The sequence below is a fragment of the Streptomyces sp. NPDC097619 genome, from assembly GCF_040302735.1.
GTDB lineage: Bacteria > Actinomycetota > Actinomycetes > Streptomycetales > Streptomycetaceae > Streptomyces.
Map to the genome: position 1 here is coordinate 15,862 of NZ_JBEOSD010000100.1, position 13,841 is coordinate 29,702.

Below are 13,841 nucleotides of genomic sequence, written 5' to 3' on the forward strand. Positions count from 1 at the left end.
CCCCGTCCCGCCAGGGTCTCGGCACGCCCGAACCGGGGCGGAGCGGACCGGCCCCTTACCGGGCGTTCCACGAAGGCGGGGTGGGTGACAAAGCACCGTCACATGTGACGGTGCAATGTGACCCCTGCCCCTGCCCCTGCCCCTGGCCCTGCCCCCTGCCCCCTGCCCCCGCCCCTCAGGGGTACCGCACGTACCGCGCACGGACCGCCCGGAAGCGGTCGAGGGCCGGGCGCCAGTCCGCCGCGACCTCCTCGTGCGTGGCGCCGCGGTCGATGAGCACGCGCACCCGGTCCGAGCCGGTCAGCTTGTCGATCCAGTGGTCCGGCCGCCAGGCGAACCCGGGCCAGACCCGGCGGGCCGTCACCAGCAGCCCGATGCCCGTCAGCACCGGGTCGAAGGCGTCCCGATCGTGCACCATCAGCCGCACTCCACCCACCGTGCGGCCCGCGAACTTGGAGAAGACCGGGGTGAAATGGGCCTCCCGCACCCACACCCCCGGCAGTCCCAGGGCGTCCGCCGCCTCCGCCCACCGGCGGTCCACGCCCTCCGCTCCCAGGAGTTCGAACGGTCGGGTGGTACCCCGTCCCTCCGACAGGTTGGTCCCCTCGAACAGGCAGGTCCCGGGGTAGACCAACGCCGTGTCCGGGGTGGGCATGTTCGGGCTCGGCGGCACCCACGGCAGCCCGGTGTCCGCGAAGGAGAGACCCCGCCGCCAGCCCGACATCCGGACCACGTCCAGCCGCGGCGGCCGCGCGGCCGGGAACTCGCCCCGGAACAGCAGGGCCAGCTCACCCGCCGTCATCCCGTGGCACTGCGCCACCGGCACCCGCCCCACGAACGAGGCGTACGCGGGCTCCAGCACCGGCCCCGAAGCCTCCCGTCCGCCCAGCGGGTTGGGCCGGTCCAGCACCAGGACGGCCTTGCCCGCCAGCGCCGCCGCCTCCATGCAGTCGTACAGGGTCCAGACGTAGGTGTAGAAGCGGGCGCCGACGTCCTGGAGGTCGAACACCACCGTGTCCACGCCGGAGGTCGTGAACACCTCCGCGAGGGCCCGGCCGCTGCGCCCGTACACGTCGTACACCGGCAGCCCGGTGGCGGGGTCGCGGGCCGCCCCCTCGGACTCCCCGGCCTGCGCGGTCCCCCGGAAGCCGTGTTCCGGCCCGAACACGGCCGCCAACTCCACCCGCGGGTCCGCGTGCATCACGTCCACCACGTGCCGGCCGTCGGCGGTGATCCCCGTCGGATTGGTCACGATGCCGACCCGCTGCCCCGCCAGCTCCGCGTATCCGCCCGCCGCCAGCCGTTCGAACCCGGTCCGCACCCGCGCGGACCGCCCACCGCCGCCACCCCCCGGGCCACCGGGCACCCCAGGCACCACCGGCCCGGACACCCCCGCCCCGGCCCGCTCCCGCGCCACGGTGGCCCCGGCCGACCCCGCGCCCCCCACGGCGGCGGCGAGCGAGCCCGCCCCGGCGGCGGCCAGCAGCCCCCGTCGGGACGGCCGTGGCCCCGCCGCGTCCGCCCAGCTCCGCTCCGGCCCCGGAGCCTCGCCTGCCCCCCGAGCCTCGCCGGCGCCCTCCCCCTGCACCGGCCCGTGCCCCTGAGCCTCCGAGCCGTGGCGCGCGCCGGCGCCGGGCCGCCCGTATCGTCCGACCAGTCCGATGAGCCGATTCATGGGCCCACGCTAGGAGCCGGCGCCCGGACATCCCCGCCGCACCCGCTCCGCCGCGACCGGTTCCACCCTTTCCGGCGCACATACCGACCGGTTAGTCTCCCCTTCGACCGGCCCGGCAGCCGCCGGGCCGTCCGGCGGAAGGAGACTCCGTGGGCGGGTACGAGGGCCAGGGCATCGTCGTGACGGGCGCGGGCGGCGGCATCGGGGCCGCGCTGGCCCGCCGGTTCGCCGCCGAGGGCGCCCGCGTGATCGTCAACGACGTGGACGCGGACCGGGCGCACGCCGTGGCCGCCGAGATCGAGGGCGCGACGGCCCTGCCCGGGGACGCCTCCGCGATCGCCGGACCCGCCCGGGACCTCCTCGGCGGCACGGTGGACGTCTACTGCGCCAACGCCGGGCTCGGCGGTCCCGGGGACGCCTTCGCGACGGAGGAGGTCTGGGCGGAGACCTGGGACGTGAACGTGATGGCGCACGTCCGGGCCGTCCGCACGCTGCTGCCGCACTGGCTGGAGCGGGGCCGCGGCCGGTTCGTGTCCACCGTGTCCGCGGCCGGACTGCTCACGATGATCGGCGCGGCCCCGTACAGCGTCACCAAGCACGGAGCTCTCGCCTTCGCGGAGTGGCTCTCCCTCACCTACCGGCACCGGGGCCTCTCCGTCCACGCGGTCTGCCCCCAGGGGGTGCGCACCGCCATGCTGGACGCGGCCGGCAGCGCGGGGGAACTGGTCCTGGCACCCGGGGCGATCAGCCCGGAGGAGGTCGCGGCGGCCGTGCTCGACGGCATCGCCGAGGACCGCTTCCTGATCCTGCCGCACCCCGAGGTCGCCGGGTACCACGCCACCCGGGCGCAGGACCCCGAACGGTGGCTGGGCAGTATGAACCGTCTGCACCGGAAGTGGGAGGACGGATGACGGCACCCCAGTACGCCCCCGAGCCGGGCCCCGAGGCTCCTGCGCCGAGCGCCGAGGCTCTCGCGCCGAGCGCCGAAGCCCCCGCGCGCGCCCCCGAGGCCGCCGGGCCGCTCGCCGATCCGGGCCCCGGGCCGGACGTCGATCCCGTCGCACCGGCGCCCGGACCCGCACCGGCACCGTCCGGGCCCGAGCCGGCGCCGCCCGGATCCGAACCCGTGCCGGCACCGCCCGCCGTCCGGCCCGGTCCGCCGCCCGGGTCCCCGTACGCCGCCATGCCGTGGACCGCGCTGCTCAGCGAGGCCCAGCGGGCCCCGGTGACCCCGCCGCCGAGCGTGCTGCACGCCTTCCGCTCCGCCGCGGCCCGGTTCCCGCGCCGCACCGCCCTCGCCTACTTCGACGGGCGCCTGGACTACGGGCGCGCCGACGCCCTCTCCGATTCCATCGCCGGGCACCTGGCGGCCCAGGGGGTCCGGCCGGGGGACCGGGTCGCGGTGATGCTCCAGAACACCCCGCACTTCGTGCTCGCGGCCCTCGCCACCTGGAAGGCGGGCGCCGTACTGGTCCCGGTGAACCCGATGTACAAGGAGGCCGAGCTGCGCCACGTCCTCACCGACGCCGGGGTCTCCGCCCTCGTGTGCGAGGACCACGCCTGGGAACGCCGCCTCCGCGCGGCACTCACGGAAGCCGCACCCGCACCGGCAGCCCCCACCGCACCCGAACCCGCAGCCCCCACCGGAGCCGAACAACCCACCGGGCCCCCCGCCGCTCACCCCCACCCTGAGCCCCGCCCCCGCCCCCGCCTCCGGACCGTGCTGACCGGCAGCGCCCGCGACCTCCAGACCCGCGACGACCCGCGGGTCCTCGCGGCCCCCCGCATCCCCGTGCCCGCCGACACCGAGGACCTCCTCGACGTGGCCCACCGCGGCCTCGCGGCCCCCGCCGTGCCCGCCCCCACGGCCGACGACGCGGCGCTGATCAGCTACACCTCCGGGACCTCCGGCACTCCCAAGGGCGCCGTCAACCCGCACGGCGCGCTCACCTACAACGCCGAGCGGCAGCGCGCCGCGCACCCCGTCCCCGAGGGCTCCTGCTACTTCGCGCTCGCGCCGCTCTTCCACATCACCGGCATGGTCTGCGAACTGTCCGCCTGCTTCCTGAACGCGGGCACGCTCGCCCTCGCGCACCGCTTCGAGCCCGCCACCGTCCTCGACGCGTTCCTCGAACACCGCCCGGCCTACACGATCGGCCCGGCCACGGCCTTCATGGCCCTGACCGCCCATCCGCACGCCGGACGCGAGCACTTCGCCTCCTTCCGGGTGCTTTCCTCCGGCGGCGCCCCGCTGCCGCCGGCGCTCGTCGAGGAACTGCGCACCGGCTTCGGCATCGCCCTCCGCAACGGCTACGGACTCACCGAGACCACCGCCGCCTGCGCGAGCGTCCCCCCGCACCGCGAGGCCCCCGTGGACCCGGTGTCCGGGACCCTGTCCGTCGGCGTGCCCGGACCGCAGACCGTGGTGCGGATCGTGGACGACCACGGGGTCGAGGTCCCGCCGGGCGAACCCGGGGAGATCGTGGTGCGCGGCCCACAGCTCTTCACGGGCTACTGGCGGCAGCCGCGGGCCACCGCCGCCGCGATGCCCGGCGGCGAACTGCGCACCGGGGACATCGGGTTCATGGACCCGGAGGGCTGGCTCTACGTCGTCGACCGCAAGAAGGACATGATCGTGGCCTCCGGGTTCAAGGTGTGGCCCCGCGAGGTGGAGGACGTGCTGTACACGCACCCGGCGGTCCGTGAGGCGGCGGTGGTCGGCGTCCCGGACGCCTACCGCGGGGAGAACGTCAAGGCGTACGTGAGCCTGCGCCCGGGGGCCGCGGTCGCCCCCGAGGAGCTGTCCGCCTACTGCGCGGACCGGTTGGCCGCGTACAAGTACCCGCGCGAGGTGGAGGTCCTGCCGGTGCTCCCGAAGACGACCAGCGGCAAGATCCTCCGTCGTGAGCTGCGCGAACGCGGAGCGGCGGCCGGCGGCCCCGCGCCGGCGGAGGTGACGCGGGAAGCCGCACCGGCGGAGGGGACGGAGACGGCCGCGCCGGTGCGGGCGGCGGAGGAAGCCGCGCCCGCCCCGGAGGGTACGGCCGGCAGCGGAGAGGTACCGGTTCCGCGACGGTTGCTGGCCGCGGCCACCCGGCTCTTCGCCGAGCGCGGCTACGACCGCACCTCCGTGCAGGAGATCGTGGACGCCGCCGGGGTCACCAAGGGGGCGCTGTACCACTACTTCGATTCGAAGGACGACCTGCTGTACGAGGTGTACGCCCGCATGCTGCGGCTCCAGCAGGAGCGGTTGGACGCCATCGCAGACTCGGGCGGCCCGGTCGCGGACCGGCTGCGGGCCGCCGCCGCGGACGTGGTCGTCACCACCCTCGACAACCTCGACGACGCGATGATCTTCTTCCGTTCGCTGCACCAGCTCAGCCCGGCCAAGAACCTCCTGGTCCGCGCCGAGCGCAGGCGCTACCACGAGCGCTTCCGCGCCCTGGTGGAAGACGGGCAGCGGGACGGGACCTTCGGCTCGGCGACCCCCGCCGACCTCGTCGTGGACTACCACTTCGGCGCGGTCCACCACCTGGCCTCCTGGTACCGCGCGGACGGGCCGCTGGGCCCGCAGGAAGTGGCCGACCACCTGGCCGACCTGCTCCTGCGCGCCCTGCGGCCCTGAGGCGGAGTCCCGGGGCCGCCCGACCGGTTCAGCCGAGCGGCAGCGCCTTGCGCCCCCAGGTCTCGTTCGCGACCACGGCGAAGGAGGTGTACCAGGCGATGCCCGCGGTCAGCAGGCCGAGCCAGCCGCCGAGGTGGGTCAGCGCGGTGTTCTGCGCGAGGTCGCCCAGGGCCAGGAAGAGGAAGGTCAGCGCCAGGGAGCAGAACAGCGCCCGGTGCGCGAGGTCCAGGCGCAGCGCCACCACGGCCATGTACAGGGTGAACACGAACCAGGCGAGGAGGAAGAGTCCGCTCGCCAGGTGCACGTCGGCGGCGGGCAGCGTGGGGACGACGAACTTCACGTAGCCGGCGAAGGCCATCCAGAAGGCGCCGTACGAGACGAAGGCCGTGGTGCCGAAGGTGTTGCCGCGGCGGAACTCCATGAGGCCCGCGGCGAACTGGGCGAGGCCACCGTAGAACAGGGCCAGCGGGAGGACGACGGCGCTGAGGGCCGCGTTCTCGACCAGGCCGGAGTTGAACAGGCTGAGCACGAAGGTGGTCAGCGCGAACGCCGCGAGGCCGAGCGGTCCGGGGTTCGCGGGCCGCACGGCCGGGGTGGTGCTGGACATGACGATATGCACTTTCGGTGGGGGGATACCTCGTAATATATCGGACGTTCCGGATGGTCTAGACCTGTTGATCAAGGGTGCGGGCCGGAGGTCCCGGAGCCCCGCCCCCGGCCCGGGACCTCCGCCCCACCCCTGCCCCGGACCTCCGTACACCCCTCGCCGGGACCTCGGCCCCGGCCCGCGCGGCCCTGCCCTCGACCGGCCCGTCCCGGCCGGCCCCCTGCGTCCCCGCTCGGCCCGCGCCGCCACGCGGGTGCCGCCGCGCTACGGGCGCTCCGGCAGGTACGGCCGCAGTTCGCGCCGGGCCAGCGAACGCTGGTGCACCTCGTCCGGGCCGTCCGCCAGCCGCAGCGTGCGCGCCGCCGCCCACAGCTCGGCCAAGGGCTGGTCCTGGCTGACCCCGGCCGCCCCGTACAGCTGCACCGCCCGGTCCAGGATCTCCACCACCGCCCGCGGAGTCGCGATCTTGATGGCCTGGATCTCGGTGTGCGCCCCTCGGTTGCCCACCGTGTCCATCAACCAGGCCGTCTTCAGCACCAACAGCCTCAGCTGCTCCACGGTGACCCGGGCGTCCGCGATCCAGTTCTGCACCACCCCCTGGGCGGCCAGCGGCTTCCCGAAGGCCGTACGCTCCACCGCCCGCCGGCACATCAGCTCCAGGGCCCGCTCCGCCATGCCGATCAGGCGCATGCAGTGGTGGATCCGGCCGGGCCCCAGCCGGGCCTGCGCGATCGCGAAACCGTCGCCCACCCCGCCCACCAGGTTCCCCGCGGGCACCCGTACCCGGTCGAAGACCACCTCGGCGTGGCCGCCGTGGGAGTGGTCCTCGTACCCGTACACCCGCATCGCCCGCCGCACCTCCACCCCGGGGGCGTCGCGCGGCACCAGCACCATCGACTGGCGCCGCCGCGGGTCCGCCCCCTCCGGGTCGGTCTTGCCCATGACGATGAACACCCGGCAGTCCGGGTTCATGGCCCCGGAGATGTACCACTTGCGGCCGGTGACCACCCAGCCGCCACCGTCCCCACCCTCCCCGCCGCCGTCGCCGTCCGCGTCGGCTCCGTACCGCTCGATCCGCGTCTCGATGTTCGAGGCGTCGGAGGAGGCCACCTCGGGCTCCGTCATCGCGAACGCCGAACGGATCTCCCCGGCCAACAGCGGCTCCAGCCACTGCTTGCGCTGCTCCTCGTCGCCGAACTCCGCCAGCAGCTCCATGTTCCCGGTGTCGGGCGCCGCGCAGTTCAGGGCCGTCGGGGCCAGCTGCGGGCTGCGCCCGGTGATCTCGGCGAGCGGGGCGTACTGGAGGTTGGTCAGCCCGGCGCCCAGCTCCGGATCGGGGAGGAAGAGGTTCCACAGGCCCGCCGCACGGGCCCGTTCCTTCAACTCGGCCACCACCGGCGGGGTGTCCCAGGGCGAGGCCAGGGCCTCCCGCTCCTCGCGGGCCCGCTCCTCGGCGGGGTACACGTGCTCGTCCATGAAGGCCAGCAGCCGCTCCCGCAGCTCCGCGGTGCGCGCGTCGTATCCGAAGTCCATGGCGTCCTCAGCCCTCCCGCAGGGTGTCCAGGCCGTGCTCGATGAAGACCGGGACCAGCTCGCCGATCCGGTCGAACCCGGCCCCGACGGTCTGTCCCAGCGCGTACCGGTAGTGGATCCCCTCCAGGATCACCGCGAGCTTGAACCAGGCGAACGCGGTGTACCAGCCGATCTCCCCGGTGTCCCGGCCGGACCGCGCCGCGTACCGCTCCACCAGCTCGGCGGGGGAGGGGTGACCGGGAGCCGCGCTCGCGGTGCTCACCGGGGAGTCCTCCAGACCCAGGTCGGAGCTGTACATCACGAGGAGGCCGAGGTCCGTCAGCGGGTCGCCGAGGGTGGACATCTCCCAGTCCAGCACCGCCCGCACCTCCTCGCCGGACCCGCCGAGCAGCACGTTGTCCAGCCGGTAGTCCCCGTGCACCACGGTCGGGGCCGGGGAGCGCGGCAGCCGGTCCGCCAGGGCGGCGTGCAGGACGTCGATGCCGGGCAGCTCCCGGCCCCGGGAGGCGTCCAACTGCTTGCCCCAGCGCCGCAACTGCCGCTCCAGGAAGCCCTCGGGCCGCCCGAAGTCCGCCAGGCCCACCTCGGCGGGGTCCACGGAGTGCAGGTCCACCAGGGTGTCCACCAGACCGAGCACCGCCCGCCGGGTCCGCTCCGGGCCGAGTCGGGCCAACTGCTCGGCGGTCCGGTAGGGGACCCCGTCCACGTACTCCATCACGTAGTACGCGGCGCCCTCGGCCGCCCCGTCCTCCCCGGCCCCGCACAGCAGGAGCGGGGCGGGCACCGGTACGGCCGTGCCGTGCAGCGCCGAGATCACGCGGAACTCCCGGCCCATGTCGTGCGCGGTGGCGAGGACGTGCCCCAGCGGCGGGCGCCGCACCACCCAGCGGGAGACCCCGTCGGAGACCTCGTACGTCAGGTTGGAGCGGCCGCCCTCGATCAGCCGGGCCGTGAGCGGTCCGGCGGTGAGCCCGGCCCGTTCCCGCTCCAGCCGCTCGCGGAGCCGACCGGGGTCGATGCCCCGGGGCGGGGCGGGGATGGCCGAGGACATGCTGCGCACCTCCGTACGGATCGGGGCCCGCGTCCGCTGATCCGGCGGGACCGCGGCCATCATGCCGACCAGTCGGTATGCCGTCCAGGGGGCGGGGCGGAAACCGGCCGTGCGCGCGTCGGGGGATCACAGGTGACAGCGCGGGGTGACAGGTGACGCTGCGATGTCACCCGTCACCCCGTGCTGTCACGCGTCACCCGCCACCCTTCATGCACTGCCGGCGCCCGCCATCCTTCACCCGCCGCGCCGCGCCGCGCCCCGCCGGACGGCCTAGGCGTGGCAGGCCACCGGCTCGCCGCCGTTCATCACCGCCATGTCGGAGAACACCCGCACGGGATCCAGCGGGGAGCCCTCGGGGAGCCCGTCGAGCTCGGCGTGCGCCCGGTGCAGGTTGGCGACCAGGCGCTCGCTCTCCCTCCACTCCGCGAACTCGCCCAGATCCGTCTGCCGCGCCGTCTCCAGAGGGGTCTGCCCCTTCGCCCTGCCGGTCTCCGCCAGCTCCAGGACGAAGCGCAGGTAGCGTTCCGTGGCGTCGTACGCCCCCGGGTCCGCGAGCGGCCCGTGCCCCGGCACCACGGTCTCCGCGTCCAGCTCCCGCAGCAGGTCCAGGGCGCGCAGCGAGCCGGCCAGCGAGCCCATCGGGACGAAGGGGGTGCCTCCGGCGAAGACCAGGTCCCCGGTGAACACGATCCGCTGCCGGGGCAGCCACACCACCGTGTCCCCGGTGGTGTGGGCGACCCCCGGGTGCAGCAGCCGGACCTCCGTGTCGCCCAGATGGGCCGTCATGGTGCCGCGGTACGTCAACACCGGCGCGGTGACCGGAACTTCGCCGAATTCGGTCCGGGGCCAGATGAGGTGGAGCTGGTGGCCCGCCCCCAACTGTTCGCGGCGGCAGTCCTCGTGGCCGATCACGAGGGCCTCGGGGGTGAACACGCCGTTGCCGTAGGTGTGGTCGCCGTGGTGGTGGGTGTTCACCACGGTGGACGGCAGGGGCACTCCGGTGGCGAGGACGGCCTCGCGCAGCATCCGGGCCCGACGTTCGGTGGCCGCCGTGTCCACCAGGAGGGTCCGACCGCCGTCGCTGACGAAACCGGCGTTGTTCAGGCACCAGCCTCCGTCGGGCTGTATGTAGGCGTGCACTTCGGGCGTGAGCTGGACGATGTACGGCGCGTCGGCTGCCATGCGTTCTCCCCGGGTCGCTGTGGCTGGCCCGTGCATCCTGCCGGCCGCCCGCGACCCGGGGGAGAGCGCCCCCGGACGTCCTCTCCCCGCCCCACCGACCGCACGCGTTCGGCGGGTTCGGGGTTTCACGGAGCCCTGAACGGAGCCCTGAACGGAGCCCTGAGCCGGGCCCTGAGTCGAGCCCTCCGCGCGGCGACGTGTCGCGCCCCGCGCGGGGAGCCGGTCCGTCAGTGGTCGTCCCAGTGGCCGTCGTGCTGAGCGTGCCGGTGACCGTCGTGCAGGTAGTCGAGGTGGTCGCCGTGGCTCACGGCGGGGTGCCCGCACTCCGGGCCGTGCGCGTGGGCATGGGCGTCGTGCGGGGCGTGCCCGGCGGGCTCGCACTCGTCCCAGTGGCCGGAGTGTTCGCGGTGCAGGTGGCCGTCGTGCGCGTAGTCCGTGTGGTCCCCGTGCGGAACGGCGGTGTGCCCGCAGTCCGGCCCGTGCGCGTGCTGGTGCGTGGAGTGTTCCTGGTGCAGGGTGGTCATGGCCCGAGGCTAGTCCGTACTGACCGGTTATGGCCTGTTGTGCACCTTTCGGCGCGATCAAGGACGATGATCCCACCGGTGGTACGACCCGCCCCAGGGTCGAGCCCGTGGATCCGCCCCGCGCGCGGGGCCCCGCTCGTGCTCCGCGTCCCGGTCCCGCCGGGCGGGACCCGCCCCCCCCACGACGACGGCCCGCGCCCCACGCACACCCCCGGCTCCCCCCATCGAGCCCACCGCCCCCGCCTTCCTACCCCCGCCTTCCTGCCCCCGCCTCGGTCCCCGGGCCGTCGGTTCCCTCAGAGGATCAGGGCGATCGCCAGGCCCCCCAGGGCCACCGCGCAGAGGGTGACGGCGGCGGCGGCCCGCGGATCCAGCACCTTCGGCCGGGCGGCGGACAGCCCCCGGATCCGGCGGTGCGCCACCCCGAGGAAGAGCAGCCAGACCAGGACGGTCAGGGCCGTGGCCGTGAGGTCGGAGGCGTCGCCGTCGCCCTGGGCGGCCTGCTTGACGGCGAGTACGGCCACCGCCGCGCCGGTCAGCGTGGTCCGGCGCCAGGCCAGCCGGGTCCGCTCCGGCTGCAGCCCGGGGTCCCGCTCCGATCCGTCCCGCACGGCCCCGCCCCAACCGTCCCGGCCGCCCGCCCCGCCCCCCACCGCCCCGGAACCCGCACCCGTCCCGGAACCCGCCCCCGCCGTCACTTCGCCCAGCCGAGGAGCACGACCAGCACCATCGCCACCGCGACCAGTCCCACCCCCAGGCTCAGGGCCACCGGGAACCGGGACACCGGGAGGTCCTCCCCGCGCCGCATGGCACGCTCGCACCGCACCCAGTGGTTGACGGCGCGCAGCGCGCACATCGCCCCGACCGCCAGCAGGGCCAGCGCCATCCCGACCCGAACCCCCCACCGCAGGTCCGGCAGGAACTGGTCCACCGCGAACCCGCCGCCGACGAGGGCGAGCGCCGTCCGGATCCAGGCCAGGAAGGTCCGCTCGTTGGCGAGGCTGAAGCGGTAGTCGGGCTGGCTACCCTCCTCGCGCAGCCGCTGCGGGGCGAACCAGAGGCGCAGGTCACGGGCGAAGTCGATCATGCGGGCAATCTACAAGCCGCTCTCCCGCCGGTGCGCGAGCAGCCGCCGGTACGCCTCCAGGCCGTCGGGGACCCACTCCCACCGCTCCAGCGCCTCCGCGAGCTCCGCCCCGTCCAGGTGGGCGTGCCAGGCGACCTCGGACTCCTGCGGGGAGACCGGCAGCTCGCAGCGGACCTCGTACACCGCCGACCACCAGGACCCGCCCTCACCCTCGTACAGGAAGCGGAAGAGCGGCACGGGCGCGGGCAGCCCGCTGACGCCCAGCTCCTCCTCGGCCTCCCGCAGCGCGGCCGTGTCGTACTCCTCCCCGGCGCCCACCACGCCGCCCACGAACAGGTCGTAGCGGGAGGGGAAGACCAGCTTGGTGGCGGTCCGCCGGTGCACGAACACCCGGCCGGCCCCGTCCGTGACCAGCACGAACACGCAGCGGTGGATCAGCCCGCGGGCGTACACCTCGCCGCGCCGGGCCCGCCCCGTCACCCGGTCCTCACGGTCGACCACGTCCAACAGCTCGCCCTCGGGACCCGACAGCTCGCCCTCGGGACCCGACAGTCGGTCCTCGGGACCCGACAGTCGGTCCTCGGCCCCCATGAACTCGTCCTCCGTGCCCATGCCGCTCTTCCTTCCTCCGGTGTTGACTGGTTACCGCCGCGTAGCAAGGATCTGTCCCACCACGGACGAAGGACGGATGCGCATGGCGTACGACGCGGATGTGATTGTCATCGGTGCCGGTCTGGCGGGGCTCGCCGCCACCGCCGAGCTGGCCGAGGCGGGTCGGAAGGTGATCCTCCTCGACCAGGAGCCCGAGCAGAGCCTCGGCGGCCAGGCCCACTGGTCCTTCGGGGGCCTCTTCTTCGTGGACTCGCCGGAGCAGCGCCGCCTGCGCATCCGCGACAGTCGCGCCCTGGCCCTCCAGGACTGGTACGGCACCGCCGGCTTCGACCGCCCCGAGGACGCCTGGCCGCGCCGCTGGGCGGAGGCGTACGTGGACTTCGCGGCGGGGGAGAAGCGGCCCTGGCTGCACGCCCAGGGCGTCCGCTTCTTCCCGGTGGTCGGCTGGGCGGAGCGCGGCGGCTACGACGCCAACGGGCACGGCAACTCCGTCCCCCGCTTCCACATCACCTGGGGCACCGGCCCCGGCCTGGTGGAGCCCTTCGAGCGGCGGGTCCGCGAGGGCGTGGCCCGCGGGCTGGTCGAACTGCGCTTCCGGCACCGGGTCACCGGCCTGTCCCGGACCGCGGGGGCCGTGGACACCGTCACCGGCGAGGTGCTGGTCCCCTCCGCGGCACCCCGCGGCACCGCCAGCAGCCGGGAGACGGCCGGGGAGTTCTCCCTCCGCGCCCAGGCCGTGATCGTCACCTCGGGCGGCATCGGCGGCAACCACGACCTGGTCCGCGCCCAGTGGCCGGCCCGGCTCGGCACCCCGCCCGCCCGGCTGCTCTCCGGGGTCCCCGCGCACGTGGACGGGCTCATGCTCGGCATCGCGGAGGCGGCGGGGGCCCGGCACGTCAACCGCGACCGGATGTGGCACTACACGGAGGGCATCGCGAACTGGGACCCGATCTGGGCCCGGCACGGCATCCGGATCCTCCCGGGCCCCTCCTCGCTGTGGCTCGACGCCACCGGAAAGCGGCTGCCGGTGCCGCTGTTCCCCGGCTTCGACACCCTCGGCACCCTCGACCACATCATGAAGACCGGTCACGACCACACCTGGTTCGTGCTCAACCAGCGGATCATCGGCAAGGAGTTCGGCCTCTCCGGCTCCGAGCAGAACCCGGACCTCACCGGCCGTTCCGTCCGGCAGGTCATCGACCGGGCCCGGGCCGCCGTCCCCGGACCGGTCAAGGCGTTCATGGACAACGGCGCGGACTTCGTGGTCGAACGCGAGCTGTCCGCCCTGGTCCGCGGCATGAACGCGGTCACCAAGGAGGACCTCCTCGACGAGGAGACGGTGCGCCGCGAGATCACCGCGCGGGACCGCGAGATCGCCAACCCCTTCACCAAGGACCTCCAGGTCACCGCGATCCACGGGGCCCGCCGCTACCTCGGCGACCGGCTGATCCGCACGGCCGCCCCGCACCGGATCCTGGACCCGGACGCCGGTCCGCTGATCGCCGTCCGGCTGTCGATCCTCACCCGCAAGTCCCTGGGCGGCCTGGAGACCGACCTCGACTCCCGGGTCCTCACCGAGGGTGGGGAACCGCTGCCCGGGGTGTACGCGGCGGGGGAGGCCGCCGGGTTCGGCGGCGGCGGCGTGCACGGCTACCGCGCCCTGGAGGGCACCTTCCTCGGCGGCTGCCTGTTCTCCGGCCGCGCCGCCGGTCGGGCCGCGGCCCGCGCCACCGCCTGAACCCCACGCCGTACGCGGGGTCCCCGTCCCGGAAGCCGTCCCGCAACCGGTCCCGGAAGCCGTCCCGCAACCGGTCCCGAAACCCGATCCGAGACCCGATCCGGAACCCGATCCGAGACCCGATCCGGAACCCGTCCCGGACCCGCCCGGCGCCTCGCCGGCCCCCGCCTGCCGAACGCGGGTCTGCCGGTGCTGACGAAGGACGGC

The 13,841-nt window shown here is 74.9% G+C and carries 12 protein-coding genes and 1 pseudogene; 4 read left to right on the forward strand and 9 right to left on the reverse strand.

The window, feature by feature from the left end; all coding sequences use genetic code 11:
- Positions 1-175 precede the first annotated feature (175 nt).
- Positions 176-1,486 carry an exo-beta-N-acetylmuramidase NamZ family protein gene (locus tag ABTZ17_RS24455; RefSeq protein ID WP_352197850.1) on the reverse strand — a complete coding sequence of 437 codons (1,311 nt, stop codon included), beginning with the start codon at positions 1,484-1,486 and terminating at the stop codon, positions 176-178.
- Positions 1,487-1,824: 338 nt separating this feature from the next.
- Between ABTZ17_RS24455 and ABTZ17_RS24460 the strand changes: the two genes are divergently transcribed.
- The 3 genes and pseudogenes from ABTZ17_RS24460 (at position 1,825) to ABTZ17_RS24470 (ending at position 5,300) form a co-directional block, all read left to right on the forward strand.
- Positions 1,825-2,586, forward strand: a complete 762-nt coding sequence (locus ABTZ17_RS24460) for an SDR family oxidoreductase (RefSeq protein ID WP_352197837.1) — start codon at positions 1,825-1,827, stop codon at positions 2,584-2,586.
- Positions 2,587-2,858: 272 nt separating this feature from the next.
- Positions 2,859-4,589: pseudogene (locus ABTZ17_RS24465) on the forward strand (class I adenylate-forming enzyme family protein); the annotation flags it as partial.
- A 39-nt stretch (positions 4,590-4,628) separates the two neighbouring features.
- On the forward strand, positions 4,629-5,300 hold the full coding sequence (locus ABTZ17_RS24470) for a TetR/AcrR family transcriptional regulator (RefSeq protein WP_352197851.1): 672 nt from the start codon (positions 4,629-4,631) through the stop codon (positions 5,298-5,300).
- A 28-nt stretch (positions 5,301-5,328) separates the two neighbouring features.
- Here ABTZ17_RS24470 and ABTZ17_RS24475 read toward each other — a convergent pair whose 3' ends face one another.
- From ABTZ17_RS24475 to ABTZ17_RS24510, 8 genes are all read right to left on the reverse strand, one after another.
- Positions 5,329-5,907: an acetate uptake transporter gene (locus ABTZ17_RS24475; RefSeq protein WP_352197838.1), complete on the reverse strand. Its 579-nt coding sequence runs from the start codon at positions 5,905-5,907 to the stop codon at positions 5,329-5,331.
- A gap of 264 nt (positions 5,908-6,171) precedes the next feature.
- Positions 6,172-7,440 (reverse strand): acyl-CoA dehydrogenase family protein, encoded by a 1,269-nt coding sequence (locus ABTZ17_RS24480; protein ID WP_352197839.1) that lies wholly within the window; start codon positions 7,438-7,440, stop codon positions 6,172-6,174.
- Positions 7,441-7,447: 7 nt separating this feature from the next.
- Positions 7,448-8,491 carry a phosphotransferase family protein gene (locus ABTZ17_RS24485; protein WP_352197840.1) on the reverse strand — a complete coding sequence of 348 codons (1,044 nt, stop codon included), beginning with the start codon at positions 8,489-8,491 and terminating at the stop codon, positions 7,448-7,450.
- A gap of 270 nt (positions 8,492-8,761) precedes the next feature.
- On the reverse strand, positions 8,762-9,673 hold the full coding sequence (locus ABTZ17_RS24490; RefSeq protein ID WP_352197841.1) for an MBL fold metallo-hydrolase: 912 nt from the start codon (positions 9,671-9,673) through the stop codon (positions 8,762-8,764).
- Between the two features lie 227 nt (positions 9,674-9,900).
- On the reverse strand, positions 9,901-10,197 hold the full coding sequence (locus ABTZ17_RS24495) for a hypothetical protein (protein ID WP_352197842.1): 297 nt from the start codon (positions 10,195-10,197) through the stop codon (positions 9,901-9,903).
- Between the two features lie 296 nt (positions 10,198-10,493).
- Positions 10,494-10,808, reverse strand: a complete 315-nt coding sequence (locus tag ABTZ17_RS24500; RefSeq protein WP_352197843.1) for a DUF202 domain-containing protein — start codon at positions 10,806-10,808, stop codon at positions 10,494-10,496.
- Positions 10,809-10,891: 83 nt separating this feature from the next.
- On the reverse strand, positions 10,892-11,284 hold the full coding sequence (locus ABTZ17_RS24505; RefSeq protein WP_352197844.1) for a YidH family protein: 393 nt from the start codon (positions 11,282-11,284) through the stop codon (positions 10,892-10,894).
- Positions 11,285-11,293: 9 nt separating this feature from the next.
- Positions 11,294-11,896 (reverse strand): NUDIX hydrolase, encoded by a 603-nt coding sequence (locus tag ABTZ17_RS24510; protein WP_352197845.1) that lies wholly within the window; start codon positions 11,894-11,896, stop codon positions 11,294-11,296.
- Positions 11,897-11,978: 82 nt separating this feature from the next.
- On the opposite strand from ABTZ17_RS24510, the gene ABTZ17_RS24515 reads away from it, so the two are divergent.
- The gene (locus ABTZ17_RS24515; protein WP_352197846.1) at positions 11,979-13,634 is read left to right on the forward strand and encodes an FAD-binding dehydrogenase; all 1,656 of its coding nucleotides are present in this window, start codon (positions 11,979-11,981) and stop codon (positions 13,632-13,634) included.
- Positions 13,635-13,841: the final 207 nt, after the last annotated feature.